Raw genomic sequence first — 17,917 nt, 5'->3', positions numbered from 1 at the left:
AGGCCCAATTGACAGCCGATGCGACCAAGCCCGCGTCCTTCGAGGCCCTGGCCATAGACACGCTGCCGGCCAGGCTCGGCCATCTGGAGGCGCTCGCCGGGCGGGTGGGGCCCAACGCCCTTGCCTGGCAGGTGCGCGAGGTCGGCGACGGCAACCTCAACCTCGTCTTCATCGTGGAGGGGCCGCAAGGGGCGGTGGTGGTCAAGCAGGCGCTGCCCTATGTCAGGCTGGTCGGCGAAAGCTGGCCGCTGCCGCTGAAGCGCTCCTTCTTCGAATATCACGCCCTGACCCGGCAGCAGGCGCGGGCGCCCGGCGCGGTGCCGCAGGTGCTGCATTTCGACGAGGCGCAGGCGCTGATCGTCATGGAATATCTGTCGCCGCACGTCATCCTCAGGAAGGCGCTGATCGACGGCCGCGAATTGCCGCGCGTGGCGCAGGACCTCGGCCTGTTCCTGGCGCGCACCCTGTTCCGCGGCTCGGATCTGGCCATGCCGGCCCGCGCGCGCAAGGCGGACCTGGCGCTGTTCGCCGACAATGTCGAACTGTGCGACATCACCGAGAACCTGGTCTTCACCGATCCCTATTTCGAGGCGGAGCTGAACCGCCACACCCCGCGGCTCTCCCCTCTGGTGGCCGAACTGCGCGCCGACCGCGACCTCAAGGTGGAGGCGCAGCGGCTCAAGCACCTGTTCGCGGCCAATGCCGAGACGCTGCTGCATGGCGACCTGCACACCGGCTCCGTGATGGTGACGGAGCAGGAAACCCGCGTCATCGACCCCGAATTCGCCTTCTACGGGCCGATGGCCTTCGACGTGGGCATGTTGATCGCCAATTTCTGGATGTCCTTCTTCTCGCAGGCCGGGCACGAGGAAAACGGCTCGCGCGATGCGATGCGCGCCTATCTGCTGCGCGTGGCGGCCGGAACCTGGGCGACGTTTTGCGCCGAATTCCGGCGCCTGTGGCGCACGGAGCGCACGGGCATGCTCTATGCCGGGAGCCTGTTCGAGAACCGCGGCGATCCGCTCGGCGCCGAGCAGGCGCTCGACGCCGTGCTGCATTCGCTGTGGCAGGACATGCTGGGCTTTGCCGGCGTTGAGATCCACCGGCGCATCCTCGGCCTTGCCCACAATGCCGATTTCGAAACCATCGGCGACGAGGCGCTGCGGGCCCGCTGCGAGGCGCCGGCGCTGCGCTTCGGCCGCCATCTCGTCGTCAACCGGCATCGCATCCAGGGCATGGAGGAGGTGAACGGCCTCGCCTTGCTGATCGAAAAGGAGACGCGCGCGTGAATGTCGGCGACCGTCACTACCGCACCATCTGGCTCAACGAGGACGAAAGGTCCGTCGACATCATCGACCAGCGCTGGCTGCCGCACGAATTCCGCGTCGTGACGCTGCGCACGGTCGAGGACGTCGCGGTCGCCATAAGCGACATGTGGGTGCGCGGCGCGCCGCTGATCGGCGTCAGCGCCGCCTACGGCATGGCGATCGCCATGGCGGCGGATGCCTCCGACGCGGCGCTCGATGCGACGTGGGATCGGCTTCATGCCACGCGCCCCACCGCCATCAACCTGCGCTGGGCGCTGGACGACATGCGCCGGCTGCTGGCGCCCCTGCCGCCGGAAACGCGCGCGCGGGCCGCCTACGAGCGCGCCGCCGCCATCGCCGACGAGGACGTGGAACTGAACCGCGCCATCGGCGAGAACGGCCTGGCCGTCATCCGCCGCATCGCGGCCGGCAAGAAGCCCGGCGAGCCGGTCAACATCCTCACCCATTGCAACGCCGGCTGGCTGGCCACCGTCGACTACGGCACCGCCACCGCGCCGATCTACCTTGCCGTGGAAGCCGGCATTCCCGTGCATGTCTTCGTCGACGAGACGCGCCCGCGCAACCAGGGCGCCTACCTCACCGCCTGGGAGATGGCGGGGCACGGCGTGCCGCACACGCTGGTGGTGGACAATGCCGGCGGCCACCTGATGCAGCATGGCGACGTCGACATCGTCATCGTCGGCACCGACCGCACCACGGCCAATGGCGATGTCTGCAACAAGATCGGCACCTATCTCAAGGCGCTGGCCGCCAGGGACAACGGCGTGCCCTTCTATGTCGCCCTGCCGTCGCCGACCATCGACTGGACCGTGGCCGACGGGCTGGCGGAAATCCCGATCGAGGAGCGTTCCGGCGACGAGGTGTCGCTGGTGTGGGGGCGCGCGCCCTCGGGCGAGATCGTGCAGGTGCGGGTTTCGCCCGATGCCACGCCGGCCGCCAACCCGGCCTTCGACGTCACCCCGGCGCGGCTGGTCACCGGTCTCATCACCGAGCGCGGCGTCGCCGAGGCGTCGCGGCGGGGGCTGGCGGTGCTGTTTCCCGAGCACGCGCCCGCCTGACGGGAAGGCGGCTGCGGCTCAGCCTTTCCCCTGCCGTCAGGCGCCGGCGTCCAGCGCATGGATGATGCCGCGCAGCTCGGCCAGGCCGCGCAGGCGCCCGATCGCCGGATAGCCGGGGTGCACCTTCTTGGTCAGGTCGTCGAGCATGCGGTGGCCATGGTCGGGGCGGAAGACGATGGTGTCGTGCGGGGCGCGCCGGCGGTCCTCGGCCAGCAGCTCGCGCAGCACCGCCACCATGTTGACGTCGCCCTCGAGATGGGCGGCCTCGTGGAAGCTGCGGCCGTCGCCTTCGCGCCGCGTGGCCCGCAGATGCACGAAGGGAATGCGCGCGGCGAAGCGGCGCGCGATCGCCGGGAGGTCGTTGTCGGCGCGCACGCCCAGGCTGCCGGTGCAGAAGCACATGCCGACCGCGGGCGACGGCACGGCGTCGAACAGGGCGGCGTAGTCGCCGGCCGTGGAGGCCACGCGCGGCAGGCCGAAAAGCGGGCGCGGCGGATCGTCGGGATGCAGCGCAAGCCGCACGCCGCGCGCCTCGGCCGCCGGCGCGACGGCCGCCAGGAACTCGGCCAGATGGCGTTGCACCATGCCCGCATCGATGCCGTCATAGAGTTCGAGGCGGTCGCGGAACTGCGGGATCGTCAGCGGCTCGGTGGTGGAGCCGGGCAGGGCGCTGGCGATGTTGGTGACGAGGGCCGCGACGTCGCCGTCGTCCATCGCCTCGAACGTCGCCCTGGCGCGGGCGCGGTCTTCCTGCGAATAGTCCGCCTCCGCGCCCTTGCGTTCGAGGATGTGCAGATCGAAGGCGGCGAACCTGTCCTGGTCGAAGCGCATGGCGGTCGCGCCGGTGGGCAGCTCGTAGTCGAGGTCGGTGCGGGTCCAGTCCACCACCGGCATGAAGTTGAAGCAGATGATGCGGATGCCGTTTTCGGCGACCGCTTCAAGGCTGGCGATCCAGGCCTCGATGTCGGCCTTCGCCGCCTTGCCCTGCCGCTTCACCGCGTCGGGGACGGGGATGCTTTCCACCACCGACCAGACCAGCGGCGTGCGGCCGGCCGGGGTGTCCTCGATCAGCGCCTTGCGCGCGGCCACCTGTTGCGTCGTCCATGCCTGGCCGATCGGCACTTCGTGCAGGGCCGATACGATGTCCGTCGCCCCGGCCTGCCGCACCGCGTCGAGCGGCACGCCCGCGTTGGGTCCGAACCATCTCCATGCCTGGCGCATCTTTTGTCCTACTCCGCTGGATGCTCCGGAAGCCGTTCGTCTCAGACGAAGCAGTCCGGATAGGTTTCGCGCAATTCCTCGACGTCGGGGATGACGGCGCCGAGGTGGATCTTCATGCCGGCGCAGGCGGCGGCCACGTCATGGGCGGCGATGGCGTCGCGGATGGTCTGGTGCTCGCCGATGACGTGCTGCATGCGCCCCAGCGCCGGCAGCGTCATGCGCCGGGCGCGGTCGATCTGCACCTTGACGGGCCGCAGATAGTCCCAGATGCCGGGATAGCCGGCGATGCCGGCGATCGCCTCGTGGAAGGCCTCGTCCGCCTCGTGGAAGCCGTTGGTGTCCTGGCGCTCGGCCAGGAAGCGCTGGCGGGCCAGGATGTCGTCCAGCCGGCCCACGTCCTGCGCCGTCGCGCATTCGGCCGCCTTCTCCACGGTGGCGCCTTCCAGCGCCTTGCGGATGACCACGGCCTCGGGGATGCGCGAGGTGGGGATCGGCGCCACGAAGGTGCCCGATTGCGGATAGATGTTGACGAGCCCGTCCTCGACGAGGCGGATAAGGGCCTCGCGCACCGGGGTGCGGCTGACCCCGAAGCGCTCCGTCAGCGCCTTCTCGTTCAGCGAGGTGCCGGGCTTGAGCTGCATGGAGACGATCGCCCCGTGCAGGTCGCGGTAGATCGCGTCCGCCGCGGTGGTGCGCACGATGCCCGCCGCCGGAGCCTTGCGGGCCGTCGGACGGGCGCCGGCCGCGCCGTCGCCTTCCAGGGCTCGTCTGGCCCTTGTCGTGCCCATGTGCCGAATTCCTGCATCCAACCCAGTTGACATACTAATATATTATTCCTTACCCTTAGCCAACACCGGATGCGCTCAGTCGACAAAAATATGACGGCGCGCCGGCCTTCCAGCCGGTCGAACCGCTCCGGCCGCGCCTCCATTGTCCCGACCGAAGGACGCCGATCATGCCGCTTCATCCCGACAGGCTGTTTTCGCCCGAACCCACGCGGCGTTCCATCGCCAGGCGGCTTTACGAGGGCGTGCGCGGCCTGCCGATCCTGTCGCCGCACGGCCACACCGACCCGCAATGGTATGCCGGGGACATGCCGTTTCCCGATCCGGCGACGCTGTTCGTGAAGCCCGACCATTATATCTTCCGCATGCTCTATTCCCAGGGCGTCAGGCTGGAAGCGCTCGGCGTGGCGCGGCTCGACGGCGCGCCGGTGGAGACGGACGGGCGCCGCATCTGGCGGCTGTTCGCCGAGAACTACCATCTCTTCCGCGGCACGCCCTCGCGCCTGTGGTTCGAGCATTCGCTGGAGATGGTGTTCGGCATCGACGAGCGGCTCGGCGCCGGCAATGCCGACCGCCTCTACGACCTCATATCGGAACGGCTCGGCGAACCGGACATGCGGCCGCGCGCGCTCTACGAGCGTTTCAACATCGAGGCCATCTCCACCACCGACGCCGCGACCGACCAGCTTGCCGCGCATGACGAGATCCGCGCCTCCGGCTGGCAGGGCAGGGTGCTGCCGACCTACCGGCCCGACGCCGCGGTCGATCCCGAGCGCAAGGGGTTTCGCGCCGAGGTGGACAAGCTGCTCGGCCTTGCCGGCGCGCCCACCACCTTCGCCGGCTATCTGGACGCCCACCGGCAGCGGCGCGCCTATTTCAAGGCGCGCGGCGCCACCGCCACCGACCACGGCCACGCATCCGCGCGCACCGCGAACCTCGCGCCGGCCGAGGCCGAGGCGCTGTTCCGGCGCGTGCTGGAGCCGGACGTCGCGGCGGCGGATGCCGAGCTGTTCCGCGCCCAGATGCTGACCGAGATGGCGCGTATGAGCGTGGAGGACGGGCTGGTCATGCAGATCCATCCCGGCTCGTTCCGCAACCACAATCCGGAGGTCTTCGCCGCGTTCGGCCCCGACATGGGCGCCGACATCCCCGCCCGCACCGACTATGTGCACGACCTCAAGCCGCTGCTCGACGCCTTCGGCAACGATCCGCGGCTCACCCTCATCCTGTTCACGCTGGACGAGACCAGCTACGGGCGCGAGCTCGCGCCGCTGGCCGGCCATTATCCGGCGCTGCGGCTCGGGCCGCCCTGGTGGTTCTTCGACAGCCCGGAGGGCATGCGCCGGTTCCGCGAGCTGACCACGGAGACGGCCGGCTTCTACAACACCGTCGGCTTCAACGACGACACCCGCGCCTTCTGCTCGATTCCGGCCCGCCACGACATGGCCCGCCGCGTCGACTGCGCCTATCTGGCCGAACTGGTCGCCGACCACCGGCTCGACGAGGACGAGGCGCATGAGGTCGCCCACGACCTCGCCTACGGGCTGGCCAAGCGGGCCTACCGGCTGTGAGCGCGCCGCGCCGTCTTTCCAACGCCGTGCTGGGCGGCCTGCCTGCGGCCGTCGCCAGGCCGGCCTACGACCGCGGGCTCGTGCGCCCCGGCATCGTGCATCTCGGCGTCGGCGCCTTCCATCGCGCGCACCAGGCTGTCTATACGGATGACGTTCTGGGCGCCGGCGATCTCGGCTGGGGCATTGTCGGGGCCTCGCTGCGCAGTCCCGACACGCGCGACGCGCTGGCGCCCCAGGACGGGCTGTACACGCTGGCCTCGCGGGACGGCGCGGGCGAGCGCCTGCGCGTGATCGGCAGCGGCGCCGGCCTGCTGGTGGCGCCGGAAGACCCGCAGGCCCTGCTTGCCGCCATGGCCGATCCGCAGGTCAGGATCGTGTCGCTGACGGTGACCGAAAAGGGCTATTGCCATTCGCCGGCAAGCGGCGAGCTGGACGAGGCGCATCCCGACATCGTCCACGATCTCGGCGCGCCGAATGCGCCGCGCAGCGCCGTCGGCTTCATCGTCGAGGCCATCGCCCGCCGGCGCGCGGCCGGGGCGCGGCCCTTCACGCTTCTGTCATGCGACAACCTGCCGGCCAACGGCCGCACGCTGAAGCGGGTCGTCAGCCGTTTCGCGCGGCTGCGCGACGCCGATCTCGGCCGTTTCGTGGCCGACGAGATCGCCTGCCCGTCCACCATGGTCGACCGGATCGTGCCGGCCACCACCGATGCCGACCACACGGCGATCGCCGGGGCGCTGGGCGTGGAAGACGCGTGGCCGGTGGTGACGGAACCCTTCTCGCAATGGGTGGTCGAGGACGATTTCGGCGCCGGCCGCCCCGAATGGGAGCGGTCGGGCGTCACCTTCGTGAAGGATGTCGATCCCTACGAGCTGATGAAGCTGCGGCTTCTCAACGGCAGCCATTCGACGCTGGCCTATCTCGGCTATCTGGCCGGCCACGAGACGGTCGCCGCGGCGATGGCCGCGCCTGGCTTCGCGAAGCTGGTGCGGGATATGATGGACGAGGAGGCCACGCCGACGCTCGCCGGCCTCGAAGGCGTCGATCTCGGCGCCTACAAGGACGATCTCGTTGCCCGCTTCCGCAACCCGGCGCTGCGCCACCGCACCTGGCAGATCGCCATGGACGGCTCGCAGAAGCTGCCGCAGCGGCTGCTCGGAACGATCCGCGACCGGATCGCCTCCGGCGCGCCGTTCGCGCGGCTGGCGCTGGGGGTGGCGGCATGGATCCGCTACGCCTCCGGAACCGACGAGAAGGGCGCGCCGATCGACGTGCGCGACCCGCTCGCCGCCACCATGCGCGAGCGGGCACGGGATGCCGACACCGCGGGCGGCCTCGTAGCCGCCTTCCTGCGCCTGGAACAGGTTTTCGGCACCGACCTTGCGGCGGAGCCCGTCTTCGCCCGAACCGTCGAGACGGCGCTGGCCGGCCTGTTGCGCGACGGCGCCGCCGCGACCGTGGTGCGCGTGGCGGCGTCCTGACCGGTTTTCGGGCGGCAGAAAAGGGTTGTGCTTGAAAACTGGTAGACTAATATATTACAATTGAACTCCCGCCCCCCGAGGGGGAGAGGCGGGACACCACTCCAGGGAGGAGATGACATGCACAAGATCACGCGCAGACAGGCGCTGGGGGGCATGGCCGGCATCGCGGTTCTGCCCGCGTTCGGCGCTTTCGCCCAGTCCGCCAAGCTTCCCACGTCGCCGGTGGCGCTCAACATCGTCGACGTCGCCGGCAATCTGGCGCTGACGCAGAAGGCGATCGAGAACTACAAGCAGGCCAAGCCCGAGTTGGTGTCCAGCATCACCTTCACCAAGGCGCCGGCGCCGGAGCTTCCCGGCAAGATCAAGGCCCAGCAGGACGCCGGCCGCATCGACATCGACATGGTGCTGACCGGCACCGACGCGCTTTCGGCGGGTCTGGAAATGGGGCTGTGGGTCAAGCTGGTGCCCGACTCCACCGGCACGCTGCCCAAGCTGGAAGACGTCTATCTGGAACCGGCGGCGCGCATGCAGTCGCTGGCGCAGGACCACGGCGTCGTCGTCACCTACTACCCTTCCGGGCCGCTGCTGGAATACATGCCCGACAATGTGAAGTCCGTGCCCGGCTCGGCCGAAGATCTGCTGGCCTGGGCCAAGGAGAACCCCAACCGGTTCCTCTACGCCCGCCCGGCCAATTCAGGTCCCGGCCGCACCTTCCTGATGGGCCTGCCCTATCTGCTCGGCGACGCCGACCCCAAGGACCCGGTCAAGGGCTGGGACAAGACCTGGGCCTATCTGAAGGAACTGCACAAATACATCGAATATTACCCGACCGGCACCGGCGCGCTGATGAAGGAGCTCGGCGAGGGCACCCGCGACATGACGGTGACCACCACCGGCTGGGACATCAATCCGCGCGTGCTCGGCGTCGTGCCCAAGGAGGCCAAGGTCGCGCCGCTGAAAGGCTTCCACTGGGTCGCCGACGCCCACTACATGTGCGTACCGAAGGGCGTCAGCGACGAGAAGCTGGCCGTGCTGATGGACCTGATGGCGTTCCTGCTGACGCCGCAGCAGCAGGCCTACACCTATGACGAGGGCTATTTCTATCCCGGCCCCGCCGTGAAGGGCGTGACGCTCGACATGGCGCCGCAGGAAAGCCAGGATGCGATCGCCGAATTCGGCCGCGAGGAATATGCCAAGCTGATCGAGGACAATCCGATCGAGCTGCCGCTGGAGCCCTCGGCCATGGTCACCGCGTTCAGGATCTGGGACGAACAGGTCGCCGCCACGCCGAAGTGACGGCCGCCCGCTGAAGTCTTTTCCCCCGCGCCCCGGCTGCATTGCGGCCGGGGCGCCAGCCAAATGGAGCCCACGACGGATGCTGCTTGCCTCGTCGAAATTCGACGAACTCCGTCTCGATCACATGAGCCGTTCGTTCGGAAACGTGAACGCGCTCCGGGATGTTTCGTTGACCATCCGCAAGGGCGAATTCATCGCGCTGCTGGGGCCTTCCGGCTGCGGCAAGTTGACGGCGCTCAACTGCATCGCCGGCCTGCTGACGACGACCGGCGGCAGCATCTATCTCGACGACCGGCGGCTCGACCAGTTGAAGCCGGAGGATCGCGGCTTCGGCATGGTCTTCCAGAACTATGCGCTGTTCCCGCACATGACGGTGCGGGCCAATATCGGCTTCGGGCTCAAGATGCGCGGCATGGCCAAGGCCGAGGCGGCCCGGCGGGTCGACGAGGCGCTGGGGCTGGTGCGCCTGGAAGGGCAGGGCCACAAGCTGCCGGGGCAATTGTCCGGCGGCCAGCAGCAGCGCGTGGCGATCGCGCGCGCCATCGTCATCGAGCCGCCGCTGGTGCTGATGGACGAGCCGCTTTCCAACCTTGACGCCAAGCTGCGGCTGGAAATGCGCGCCGAGATCCGGCGCATCCACAACCAGCTCGGCGCCACCACGATCTACGTCACCCACGACCAGGACGAGGCGCTGTCGCTGGCCGACCGCATCGTGGTGCTGCGCGACGGCGTCATCCGGCAGGTGGGCACGCCGCGCGACCTTTATGAAAGCCCCGACCATCTCGACGTCGCCGAGTTCATGGGCTACCGCAACCGGCTCGCCGGCAGGCTCGTGCGGCGCGACGGCGCGCGCGGCACCGTCGAGGTGGGCGGCGTTGCCCTGTCCGGCGCCCTGCGCGGCGACATCGCGGATGGCAAGGCCGTCCTGGTGGCGCGGCCCGACGACGTCACCGTGATCGAAAACGGCGCGAATGCGCTGACGGCGACGGTGGAGACGATCGAGTACCGGGGCCGCGAGTTCGTCGGCACGGCGCGGACCGTCGAGGGGCTGGAGGTGGTGTTCCATACGGTCCGGCCGGTGTCGGCCGGAAGCACGGTCTCGCTGTCGGTCGATGCCGCCCGCGCGCTGATCTATGGCGCGTGAGGCCGCAATGGAGACGATCCGGCCCACCACCTCGCTGCGCCAGCGCCTGGCGCTGAAGGGGTTCGACGGCGTCACGCTCTTGGTGCTGCCCGCGGTGCTGTTCGTGCTTGCCGTCTTCATCTATCCCTTCGCCTATGGGCTGCTGCTTTCCTTCGAGCCGAAGGAAGGGGGCATGCTGGCCAACTACAGCCGCTTCTTCTCCGATCCGTTCCTGTACAACACCATCGCCACGACGCTGTGGCTGGCCGTGCCCGTCACCATCATCAGCCTGGTGCTGTCGGTGCCGATCGCGTTGCGCGTGCGCCTCATGACCCGCCAGCGCCTGCTCACCACCATCCTGGTTCTGCCGGTGACGCTGGGCACCGTGCTGGTGGCCGAGGGCCTGCTCAACTATCTGGGGCCGCAGGGCTGGTTCAGCCGCACGCTGATCCTGTTCGGCCTGATCGAGAAGCCGCTGAAGCTCACCAACAATTATTGGGGCGTGTTCGCCTCCCTCATCATCACCGGCTTCCCGTTCACCTTCCTGCTGACGCTGTCCTACGTGACCGGCATCGACCCCGCGCTGGAACACGCGGCCGCCACCCATGGCGCGCGCGCCTGGCAGCGCTTCCGCCACGTGTTCCTGCCGCTGCTGGCGCCGGGCCTGGCCATTGCGGCCGCCCTGTCCTTCGTGCAGGCCTTCGCGGTGTTTCCGTCCGCGGTGCTGCTCGGCGCGCCGGCCGGGCCCACGCGCGTCATCTCGATCGCCGCCTACCAGGCCGCCTTCGAGCAGTACGACTATTCGATGGCCTCGGCCATCGCCATGATCATGGCCGCCGTGCAGATGGTCATCGTGGTGGCGATCCTGATGTTCCGCAACCTGTTCTATCGCGGTTCGACGACCGGAGGGAAAGGCTGAGATGATCCGCGACACCAGCGTCGGCGCCAAGCTGTGGGTCACCGCCGTGTGGGCGGTGGTGGCCTTCTTCGTGCTCAATCTGGCGGCCATGATCGCCACCGTGATCCTGTCCTCCTTCGGCACGCGCTGGCTCGGCACCTGGCTTCCCGCCGGCTTCACCACGCGCTGGTATTTCGCCGCCTGGTCGGAATTCCAGCTCTACGACGTGCTGATCGTCACCTTCCAGATCGCCTTCCTGGTCGTGGCCCTGTCCGGCCTGCTCGGCGTCACCGCCGCCTATGCGCTGGCCCGGCGCGACTTCCCCGGCAAGAAGCTGGTGATGCTTCTGTTCCTGCTGCCGCTGCTGGTGCCGCCCATCACCTTCGGCATTCCGCTGGCCACCGTGCTCTACCAGGCCGGCGTGGGCGGAACCTTCTGGGGCGTGGTGATCGCCAATCTCGTGCCGACCGTGCCCTTCGTCATCCTGGTGATGATCCCCTTCATCGAGCAGATCGACCCCAAGATCGAGGCGGCGGCGCGCGTCTTCGGCGCTGGCACCTTCCGGCTCTTCCTCCATGTGCTGCTGCCCATGCTGGTGCCGGGCATCCTGGCGGCGCTGCTTTTGGTGCTGGTGCGCACGGTGGGCATGTTCGAGCTGACCTTCCTGACCGCCGGGCCGACGAGCCAGACGCTGGTGGTGGCGCTCTATTATTCGGTGTTCGCCTCCGGCGTGCGCGCCGTGCAGTCGATCGACGCCATGGCGGTCATCTACATGATCACCACGCTGGTCTGGCTGCTGATCGCGCTGCGCTTCGTCAATCCCACGCAGATCGTCGCCCGCGCCAAGCAGCAGCCCGCGTCGCCCTGAGCGGCAGGGCGGGGCTGCTTAGCCGTCGGCGGCGGCCTGCGGCGGGCGCCACCAATCGCGAACCAGACGCGCATCCTCGTCGCCGAACAGATGGCCGCCGGCCGCCATGCGCGCCTCGACACGGGCGCCGCGCCGCCGCAGCTGGCGCACCAGCCTGCCGGCGAACGGCCCGTAGGTCTGGTTGACGTCGCCGGAAACGACCAGTATCTCGGCGCCAGAGAGGTCCGGCCGCGGCGCGCGGGCCAGCACCGGCATGCAGCGCAGCAGCGCGGCCCTGAAGATCAGGCCGGGATGCAGCGTCATGGTGGCGTGCACGAGGTTGCCGCCGTTGGAATAGCCCAGGAACAGGGCGGTGCGCAGGTCCGCGCCGCCGGTCTGCTCCAGTTCGCGCAGGAATGCCGCGAAGGCGGCGGCCTCCCGGCTTATGTCCGCCTGGTCGAACCGCGTCGGCGTCAGTTTGCGGAACCAGCGCCGCTCGCCGTCCTGGTCGATGCGCCCGCGCGGCGCGATCACCGGGGCGTGCGGCGCGATCGCCCTGGCCAGCGGCAGCATCGTCGTCTCGTCCGCGCCCGAACCGTGCAGGGCGATGATCGCCGGGCCCCGGCCGACCAGCCGCCGGCAGGCGAATCCGCCGATGGCCATGACCGCGCTGTCGTTGCTGTCGGACATGTTGCCTCCCATGGTGCAATTGTGAATTGCAAGCCACGATTCGATCCTGCAATGGGGAACGAATGCAATTTCGCCCTTATCATCCTCCAAGAAGCTTGGCGGAGCGAAACGACGCTTTTTCCCTCGCCATCTTGCAACACAAGGAAGCGCCGGCTCAAGCGGCAGACATGACGCAGCATAGAGATACACGCATCGACGTCCTGCGGGCGCTGGCCCTGCTGACGATCTTCATCGATCACATTCCCGGGACGGTCTACGAGCGGTTCACCGTCCGCAACTGGGGGTTTGCCGACGCGGCCGAAGTGTTCGTGCTGATCTCGGGGGCGTCCGTCGGCCTGGCCTATGCGCCGAAATTCGCGGCGGGCCAGCGGCTGCTTTCGACGGTGAAGATGTGGAAGCGCGCCGGCGTGCTCTATTGCGCCCATATCATGACCACGGTGGCCACGCTGACCATTTTCTGCGGGGCGGCCGTGCTCACCGGCAACACGCTGTTTCTGGAGCAGAACAACATTCCCGCCCTGATCCAGAACGCGCCGGAGGCGTTCGTCGGCGTGGGGCTGCTGGGCCACCAGCTCGGCTACAACAACATCCTGTCGCTCTATGCGGTGCTGCTGCTGTTTGCCCCGCTCATGCTGTGGTGCCTCGGCCGCAGCCTGCGCTGGACGCTGGCCGGCTCGGCCGCCCTCTGGCTGGCGGCGGGCATCTGGCAGATCGCGCCGCCGAACTACCCCACGCAAGGCTTCTGGTTCCTGAACCCGCTGTCGTGGCAGTTGCTTTTCGTCATCGGCATCGCCGGCATGATGCATGTGCGGGCCGGCGGCAGCCTTCCGTCGAGCCCCCGCCTCGCCTGGCTGGCGGCGATCTATCTGGCCGCCGCCTTCCTGTGGATCCGCTCGCCGCTGTGGGGCCATGTGACCTGGCTCGGCCTGCCGCCGGTGGTCGGCGGCTTCGACAAGACGTTCATGTCGCTGTCGCGGCTGCTGGACGTGCTGGCCATGGGCTATCTGGTCGCCACGGTTCCGGCCGTCTCGCGCCTGCTGCGCGTCGCGCCCGGCAACGGGCTGGCGATCCTCGGCCGGCATTCGCTGCCGGTGTTCGTCGCCGGCACCATTTTCGCCATGCTGGCCCAGGCATTGAAGCTGCAGGGCGGGCCGAGCCGGATGCAGGATTTCCTGCTGGTGGCGACCGGTATCGGCCTGCAGTTCGCCGTCGCCTATTTTTTGGAATGGCTGGCCATGATGAAAAAGCGCCAGCGCGATGTGCCGCACGGTCTCGCCTCGGCCCGCACCGCGTGAGGGTTGGGGCGCACTCCCGCCCGACCCAGCCCCGAAACGCGAAAAAGCCGCGGAATTCCGCGGCCTTTCGGCTCATTGAAGCGACGGACCTTGCGCTGGCGCTTGTGTTATCGACATTGCGGAATTTGCCGCTGCTGGCAGAGAACGACCTCTTTTCAGACATTCGGTGGTCTTTCGAGAGAGCCTAAAACCAGACGTTTGCTTACCAGAACGGGCAGTACGCGTTGATAAAAACTACATTTTTACTACGGCACCAACCAGTCCCTGTCAGGGCGCGCCAGCTGACGCGCATTATTGTAGGCCATATCTAAAGTTAGGCAGGTGGCAGCGCGATAAAAGTCCGAATATCGCTCAACGACCAACGCTAAGTCTGCTCGACTAGGGTCAGTCAGTGCAAGGGGCACTAACAACTGGACCTGCGCTTGGTAGTATTGAGGGATGGCCGTCTTGTAGTTTCTCCGAACCCGCTGCCAAGCAGCGTCCCGCGCTCCACTTACCAAATTCTGCAAGCCGAACGGGCTCATCGATTGGAGTGCCTCAGGAAATCGCTCCACGTTGTCAGCAACGACATGCTCAACATTCATTCGCAATTCCTTGCGTGGGTCGAGCACAAGGACTGACGGGTCCTCAAAATAATGGGCCATGTCGGGTAGAGAGGCAAATCTATTCAGATCCCATTCGCCGCGACGAACCCATTTCGAAAAATGCCAGTACGGGTCGAGGCTGTCGATCTTGTTTCGGCTCAACAACATGTAGATCGGCTCTTGTGTCGGAGTGATCAAGCCCGTGTTCCAGCAGCAGAAATTTTCGTCGGCGCTAACCGCGACCTTCTTCTCTTCGGCGATTCGCGAATACGTATGAAATATGTAGTTACGAAGAATAGGTTTAGCCTGCGGCGAGGCCGTGAACCTGTACTCCCAGTCCTCATTTTCGGCTAAGTTGGACAACGCATCTATGTCGTCGTTAAACTTCGGCATCATTGCGAAGTCGTAGAATTTTTCCGGCAAATCGTAGGGTTGATTCTTTGCCATGTCGTCTCCTTAAATGAAATGGCATAACCATATTTGACTTCTTAAGAGAAGGCCCACTTCGCTTGTAGCATTATGTGGCGGGCTGTCACCTAACGTCCGATTTTCTCAAGTCGCGCCCTAAGCTGCCCGTCCGCAATCCACCCCCTTGCAGACGTTCGGCAACGAGTTGAGGGCGTCTCTCGGCTGACCTCCGCGAAACCTTCGCGACGCTGCGACTTCACGTCCCGTCGAGTCTGCGAACTGGCAACCGCGACCATTTTGGAGGTTTCGGCCGATTGCGATTCCAACCGGCCCCCAAAACGCGAAAAAGCCGCGGAAAACCGCGGCTTTTCGATGCTTGATCTCCCGAAGGAAACTGGAGCGGGTGAAGCGATTCGAACGCTCGACCCCAACCTTGGCAACCCGTCAGGGCGGTTTCCGCTCCAGCAAGTATTAACGCGCAAAACTACGAAAAATCCCTATACGTCAATAACTTACGTTGACACCCCCTTCCGCGTCCATACGCTGGAAACGCCGTGGATTTCCGTTCTGCTGCTTCCCCCCTGCTTCCCCGGCCATGCTGCACCTGCGCGGGGAAGCAGATCTGGCGGATCTCGCGCACCCCCTCCCTAGCCCGGTCGAAGGAAAAGGGAGGCGAGATCCGAAGGAGTTATATGATGCCGAAGTTGACAAAGAGAACCGTTGAAGCCCTGGAGCGCAATCCCAACCGCGACGTGTTCGTTTGGGATGCGGACGTGCGCGGGTTTGGCGTGCGGGTGAAGCCTTCGGGGACGAAGACGTTCATCATTCAGTATCGGAATGTGGAGCGTCGCACGCGCCGGTTCGTGATCGGGCAGTATGGCGGTCTCACGGTCGAGGTCGCGCGCGACCTCGCCAAGAAGAAGCTGGCGTCGGTCATTGACGGTGCCGATCCCTCGCAGGAGCGGCGGTCGGCCCGCAAGGGGATGACGGTTGCGGAAGTCTGCGACTGGTATCTGGAAGAAGCGGAAGCCGGTCGCCTGCTCGGCAGGAACCGGCGCCCTATCAAGGCATCGTCGGTTTCCGGCGATCGTAGTCGCATTGAGCAGCACATCAAGCCGTTGATCGGCACGCGTGTCGTGGCGCATTTGAGGTTGGCCGATATTGAGAGCCTCCAGGCCGACATCGCCGCCGGAAGGTCGGCGCGGGTGCGCCGGGTCGGACGTGGCGGGCAGACCTCGGGCGGGGCCGGCGTCGCGGGCCGTGCAATCAGCACGTTGCGCAGCCTGCTCAATCACGCGCGCAGGCTCGGGATCATCGAGCAGAGCCCGGCGAACGGAGTGCGGGTCATCGCCTCAAACAAGCTGAAGCGGCGTCTCAGCGCCGGCGAAGTCAGGCATCTCGGCAAGATCATGAAGCAGATGGAGCGCGAGGGCGAGCATCCGACAGGGCTTGTGGCCATCCGCGTCATGCTGCTGACTGGCTTCCGGCGCATGGAAGTGCTGTCAATGCGGAAGGAGTGGGTTGAGCCTGACGACAATTGCGTGGCGTTTCCCGATACCAAGTCCGGTGCGCAGATCAGGGCGGTCGGCGATGCTGCGATCATGGAATTGATGAGCCAGGGGCAGCGCAGCGCGTCCCCCTACGTTTTTCCGGCCGATTGGGGCGACGGCCATTTCATCGGCGTCGTGCGCGTGCTTGATCGGGTGTGTGGCCGCGCCGGTCTGGAAAATGTGACGCCTCACGTCATGCGCCACACCTTCGCCAGCATTGCGGCATCGCTCGGGTTTAGCGAGCTCACGATATCGGGGCTACTCGGACATGGACCAAGGGGTGTGACACAACGTTACGTCCACCTCGATGCCGCATTGGTGATCGCTGCCGATCAAGTCTCGGCCGAAATTGCCCGACTGCTTGATGGGGGCGAACTTCATTCCATGAAACACGCGAAGCGTTTGTACTATGCGGAGAATGTCAGAGGACTCGCCGAAAGGTGAGCGGTCACGCTCCTCATTGACCAGGATCAAGGATGGAAATCCAGGCGTCTGTATCCTTACCTTGCAATGACCATAGGAGATGTTTGTGTCAAATACACCTCATACCCTCGAAGAAGAATTCCCCGGTCAGATGGAGCAGATTCACGCGCTGAAGATCTCTGATCCGATCTTTGCGGACCTGTTGCGAGAGCACGATGTGGTGAACGATAAGATTCACCTTGCCGAGACGAATGTCGCTCCGGTCTCGTAGGACCACGAGACGACGCTACGTAAGCAGCGCCTGGCAATCAAGGATCGGATCGCGCTAACTCTCCGCGGCGCCTGATGGCAGCGCAACGGCGGACAGTCTCCCGGCTGGCAGGCTTTGACAGGGAAGTGGCTATAGCTCGGGGCTGGTCAACGAGTTCTGGCATATTGTGAACTACGCTAATGAGGCAAGCCGACAATGACGATATCAGTACCGCGCAAGATCATGCTCGCAACCGACCTTACTCCAGCGGGGGACCGAGCCTTCGACCGCGCTGTCGAACTTGCTTCGGAGTGGAATGCCGAACTCGTTGTCTTGCATGTCGCTGAATCGAATTCTGCACGGCCATGGGGAATGGATCGTCGTATCCGCAATGCCGAGACAGAGATGGAAGCACTTGTGCGCTCTGCCAAACAAACATGTAAAATCGTACGCCACACAGTTATCGGCGACCCAGCGGACCGCACACTTGCGCATGCACATGAATTTGGATGCGATTTCCTGATCACCGGACCGGCGCATGGCAAGATTATAGGCGAGAAGTATCTGGGAAGTACGGCCGCCCGCATAGTGCGTCGGGCGAATGTACCCGTGCTAGCCGTGCGGCGTCGCCCTGAAGGCCCGTATGGCAGCATCGTCGTAGCGGTCGATTTCTCGGGGCCATCAAGGTGTGCTCTTCTTGGCGGACATGCACTGTTTCCCTCCGCGCGCTTGACCGCGTTGCATGCCTACCAGATCAAGCCAAACTGGAGTGGCCCCAACGCTGAGCGCACTCTTGATATTATAGAATCCGAAGAGCGCGAAAGGGCCATAAAGGAAGCTGAGCACCATATGGAGGACCTCATCACCGCAGCCGGGGCGCCTGCTATCGGGTCGACTATCTTGGAAGGTGAACCCGAGGCCGTACTGAGCGACTATGTCGCCAGGAACTGGCCTGATCTGGTTGTTGCCGGCACGCACGGTCGCAGCGAGATCGAGTACGACACCATCGGTAGCGTCGCCGAACGTTTCCTTATGACGCTTCCATGCGATGTTCTTGCCATTCCGACGCGGAAATAGGCAAATGGTGTCTGATCGGTAGGGAACGATCC

At 66.2% G+C, this 17,917-nt stretch carries 15 protein-coding genes and 1 pseudogene; 12 read left to right on the top strand and 4 right to left on the bottom strand.

Annotation, left to right across the window (positions count from 1 at the left end; genetic code table 11):
- Positions 1-8: 8 nt before the first annotated feature.
- A complete protein-coding gene (mtnK, locus tag ACTDI4_RS01835; RefSeq protein ID WP_442839520.1) occupies positions 9-1,289 on the top strand; it encodes an S-methyl-5-thioribose kinase in 1,281 nt (426 codons plus the stop codon).
- Positions 1,286-2,386 carry an S-methyl-5-thioribose-1-phosphate isomerase gene (gene mtnA / locus ACTDI4_RS01830; protein ID WP_442839519.1) on the top strand — a complete coding sequence of 367 codons (1,101 nt, stop codon included), beginning with the start codon at positions 1,286-1,288 and terminating at the stop codon, positions 2,384-2,386. Before mtnK ends, mtnA begins: the two co-directional genes overlap by 4 nt.
- Before the next feature lie 36 nt (positions 2,387-2,422).
- On the opposite strand, the gene uxuA is transcribed toward mtnA, so the two are convergent.
- Entirely contained in the window at positions 2,423-3,607 is a 1,185-nt protein-coding gene (gene uxuA, locus ACTDI4_RS01825; protein ID WP_442839518.1) for a mannonate dehydratase, read from the bottom strand.
- A gap of 41 nt (positions 3,608-3,648) precedes the next feature.
- A complete protein-coding gene (locus ACTDI4_RS01820) occupies positions 3,649-4,395 on the bottom strand; it encodes a GntR family transcriptional regulator (protein ID WP_442839517.1) in 747 nt (248 codons plus the stop codon).
- Positions 4,396-4,562: 167 nt separating this feature from the next.
- Between ACTDI4_RS01820 and uxaC the strand changes: the two genes are divergently transcribed.
- The 6 genes from uxaC (at position 4,563) to ACTDI4_RS01790 (ending at position 11,629) form a co-directional block, all read left to right on the top strand.
- Positions 4,563-5,963 (top strand): glucuronate isomerase, encoded by a 1,401-nt coding sequence (gene uxaC / locus ACTDI4_RS01815; RefSeq protein WP_442839516.1) that lies wholly within the window; start codon positions 4,563-4,565, stop codon positions 5,961-5,963.
- On the top strand, positions 5,960-7,444 hold the full coding sequence (locus ACTDI4_RS01810; protein ID WP_442839515.1) for a mannitol dehydrogenase family protein: 1,485 nt from the start codon (positions 5,960-5,962) through the stop codon (positions 7,442-7,444). The genes uxaC and ACTDI4_RS01810 overlap by 4 nt, the downstream gene beginning before the upstream one ends.
- A gap of 117 nt (positions 7,445-7,561) precedes the next feature.
- Positions 7,562-8,740 (top strand): extracellular solute-binding protein, encoded by a 1,179-nt coding sequence (locus ACTDI4_RS01805; RefSeq protein ID WP_442839514.1) that lies wholly within the window; start codon positions 7,562-7,564, stop codon positions 8,738-8,740.
- A gap of 79 nt (positions 8,741-8,819) precedes the next feature.
- Positions 8,820-9,884, top strand: coding sequence for an ABC transporter ATP-binding protein (locus tag ACTDI4_RS01800; protein ID WP_442839513.1), 1,065 nt, complete (start codon positions 8,820-8,822; stop codon positions 9,882-9,884).
- Between the two features lie 7 nt (positions 9,885-9,891).
- Positions 9,892-10,782, top strand: coding sequence for an ABC transporter permease (locus ACTDI4_RS01795; protein ID WP_442839512.1), 891 nt, complete (start codon positions 9,892-9,894; stop codon positions 10,780-10,782).
- A gap of 1 nt (position 10,783) precedes the next feature.
- On the top strand, positions 10,784-11,629 hold the full coding sequence (locus ACTDI4_RS01790; RefSeq protein WP_442839511.1) for an ABC transporter permease: 846 nt from the start codon (positions 10,784-10,786) through the stop codon (positions 11,627-11,629).
- 18 nt (positions 11,630-11,647) lie between these two features.
- On the opposite strand, the gene ACTDI4_RS01785 is transcribed toward ACTDI4_RS01790, so the two are convergent.
- Positions 11,648-12,298, bottom strand: coding sequence for an alpha/beta hydrolase (locus ACTDI4_RS01785; protein ID WP_442839510.1), 651 nt, complete (start codon positions 12,296-12,298; stop codon positions 11,648-11,650).
- A gap of 167 nt (positions 12,299-12,465) precedes the next feature.
- Between ACTDI4_RS01785 and ACTDI4_RS01780 the strand changes: the two genes are divergently transcribed.
- Complete coding sequence (locus tag ACTDI4_RS01780; RefSeq protein WP_442839509.1) at positions 12,466-13,593, top strand: OpgC family protein; 1,128 nt, start codon at positions 12,466-12,468, stop codon at positions 13,591-13,593.
- A 245-nt stretch (positions 13,594-13,838) separates the two neighbouring features.
- Here the strand turns inward: ACTDI4_RS01780 and ACTDI4_RS01775 are convergent, their stop codons facing one another.
- Positions 13,839-14,624 (bottom strand): DUF3825 domain-containing protein, encoded by a 786-nt coding sequence (locus ACTDI4_RS01775; RefSeq protein WP_442839508.1) that lies wholly within the window; start codon positions 14,622-14,624, stop codon positions 13,839-13,841.
- A gap of 656 nt (positions 14,625-15,280) precedes the next feature.
- On the opposite strand from ACTDI4_RS01775, the gene ACTDI4_RS01770 reads away from it, so the two are divergent.
- The 3 genes and pseudogenes from ACTDI4_RS01770 (at position 15,281) to ACTDI4_RS01760 (ending at position 17,885) form a co-directional block, all read left to right on the top strand.
- Positions 15,281-16,579, top strand: a complete 1,299-nt coding sequence (locus ACTDI4_RS01770; RefSeq protein WP_442839507.1) for a tyrosine-type recombinase/integrase — start codon at positions 15,281-15,283, stop codon at positions 16,577-16,579.
- An 85-nt stretch (positions 16,580-16,664) separates the two neighbouring features.
- Positions 16,665-16,904: pseudogene (locus ACTDI4_RS01765) on the top strand (YdcH family protein).
- Between the two features lie 120 nt (positions 16,905-17,024).
- Positions 17,025-17,885, top strand: coding sequence for a universal stress protein (locus ACTDI4_RS01760; RefSeq protein ID WP_442839506.1), 861 nt, complete (start codon positions 17,025-17,027; stop codon positions 17,883-17,885).
- Positions 17,886-17,917: the final 32 nt, after the last annotated feature.

This window comes from Mesorhizobium sp. PUT5 (assembly GCF_052216645.1).
Lineage (GTDB): Bacteria > Pseudomonadota > Alphaproteobacteria > Rhizobiales > Rhizobiaceae > Mesorhizobium.
This window is presented reverse-complemented; position numbering and strand designations above follow the sequence as displayed.